General features: G+C 66.1%; 2 protein-coding genes. Both read left to right on the top strand.

Annotated elements, in window-relative coordinates; all coding sequences use genetic code 11:
• Positions 1-662: 662 nt before the first annotated feature.
• Positions 663-1,967, top strand: a complete 1,305-nt coding sequence (locus IG65_RS36380; RefSeq protein ID WP_051757328.1) for an FtsK/SpoIIIE domain-containing protein — start codon at positions 663-665, stop codon at positions 1,965-1,967.
• 105 nt (positions 1,968-2,072) lie between these two features.
• Positions 2,073-2,276 (top strand): hypothetical protein, encoded by a 204-nt coding sequence (locus tag IG65_RS0133860; protein ID WP_030518995.1) that lies wholly within the window; start codon positions 2,073-2,075, stop codon positions 2,274-2,276.
• Positions 2,277-2,309 lie beyond the last annotated feature (33 nt).

The following is a 2,309-nucleotide window of genomic DNA, read 5'->3' as shown; positions in this document are numbered from 1 at the left end:
GCTGATCATCGACGGCACGATCGTGCAAGCCACTGCCGGTGCTCTGGTGCTGGCGAAGTCGCCGGAACGCAAGTTCTTCAACTGGGTTCTGGCGGTGGGTGCGGTGGTGTCGGTGGCAGGCAACAGCATTCACGCTGTCGCCAACGGTCACCCGCTTCCGGCCTGGTTGTGCGCGATCGTCGCGGCTATCGCCCCGGTGTCGCTGCTGGTGGACACGCACGGTCTCGCGGTGCTGTTCCGCGCGGCCCGCAATCCCGAACCTGCCACGGAGCCCGAACCGGCTCCCGCGTCGGAGCCCGTCTCCGAACCTGTTGCGGCACCGGAAGTTCCGGAGCCGATCGAAGTTCCCGCGCCTGAGCCTGTACCGGCTCTACCCGTATCAATGGTGCTGCCACGGTGGGCATTACCGCTCTCGGCGCGACTGCCGCGGTTCTCGGGGTCGCTGGGTTCTTGGCCTTCGGGCCGCGTCATGAGGTGGCCCCGGCCGCGGTGCAGCACTCCACGAATCCTGCGGGGTGCGTCATGTTCTGCGACGAACCCACTCCCCCGCCGGCGGAGGCGAATGGGTGCAGCTTGTTCTGCAACGAGCCTGCCTTGCCCCCGGCTACCGACAACGGTTGCCGCCTGTTCTGCGAACTCGAAATCCCGAAGGAGGAAACCCGATGACCGCCGTGGACATGGTGCCGTACGCGGTCGCTGCGGGCGGTGCGCTGGCGTTCATGGCTTACGTGCTGCCGTGGGGCCGCCGACCCGCCACCACCACCGCCCGTGCGCTGGAACAGATCACGGAAGAAGCCCCCACGACGCTGCGGCCGGCGGTGCTCGCGTTCGCCTCCACCGCGCACTCGTGGCAGATGTTCACCGACCTGAAACTCGGCTCGATCGAGACCGGATTCCCGCGGGTCGAGTGGTGGGACTACAGCCCCCACGGCATGACCATCGATCTGCTGATGCGCGGCGGACAGACCTTGTCGGATTGGTCCAACGACGACACCCGTAACCGGCTGGCCGACTACATCGCTGTCCCGTCCGTTACGGCGTCCTCGCCGGCGCCCGGCTGGGTCCGGTTGGAGATCCGCGTCCATGACACTCTCGCCGAACCCGCTACCACTTCGATCCTGGAGGCGACCGGGGTCGATCTGGAAGCGGCGATGGTCGGTGTTCGGGAAGACGGCACGCCGTGGTTGCTGCGCATCCTCTACACGCACATCCTGCTCGCTGGTGCCACTGGTTCGGGTAAGGGTTCGGTGCTGTGGTCGATCCTCGCGGCGCTGGGTCCGGCGATCAAGGCCGGCTATGTGGATGTGTGGATGATCGACCCGAAGGGCGGTGTGGAGTTCGGTAAGGGCGAAAATCGCATCTTCGTCGAGTTCGCCACGAACGCCGAAACCATTCTCGCGGCGCTGGAAAAGGCCGTGAAGGTGATGGACGAGAGGCTGGCCCGCATGCGGGCTGCGGGGTTGCGCAAGCTGGTTCCCACGCCGGATGAACCGTTGATCCTGATCATGATCGATGAGGCGGCGTCGCTGTCGTCGTACGCGGAGAAGGACGAACGCGAGAAGTTCCGGCGGCTGACGGGCATGTTGCAGTCCAAGGGCCGTGCGGCTGCGGTGTCGGTGGTGGCTGCGTTGCAGGACCCGAGCAAGGAGACCATGCCCAACCGGCAACTGTTCCCCGTCCGGATCGGCCTGCGGCTGGACGAACCGAACCAGGTCGCCATGGTCCACGGCCAAGGCGCACGAGACCGCGGCGCGTTGTGCGACCAGATCTCCGAACACACGCCCGGTGTCGGCTACGTCGGCGAAGACGGCACCACTGAATTCACCCGTGTCCGGGCGTTCTGGATCACCGACGACCAGATCAATCAGATTGTCGAAACCTACTCGTTGGCACCGGATTTCGCGCCGACCGAGGACTATTCCGGTTTCGACCCTGACGACCTCGGAGACGGTCTCGAAGCGGCCTGACCGCAATTCTTCGGGGGATTTCTGACCTTCGGCCCATTTCCGGGCTTCGTTCCGCGCGCCTTCATCCGATGGCCGCGCACCACCTCTGAACAGGAGAAACAACTCATGAAGCGCAACCGCCGCCCCGCCCTCGTCGCCGACGCCGGATACGAGGAGGACGTGATCGATCTGCAAGCCCACCGCCGGTGCCGGCTGGAGCGCCGCGGGCTGGATCCGGTGTCGGTCGCGGTGCACCTGCTCGCGGAAACCGGGTCGGCTCCCTCGGGCTGGGACTTCGACCCCGATGGCGGAGAGGACTGGGCCGCATGAGCGCGAAACCCTCTGCCTCGCAGGTGAATCCGA

Origin of the sequence: Nocardia sp. NRRL WC-3656, assembly GCF_000720265.1 — a bacterium.
GTDB classification, from domain to species: Bacteria; Actinomycetota; Actinomycetes; order Mycobacteriales; family Mycobacteriaceae; genus Nocardia; species Nocardia nova.
The sequence above is the reverse complement of the archived record's forward strand: the minus strand, read 5'-3'. Positions and strand labels throughout refer to the sequence as shown.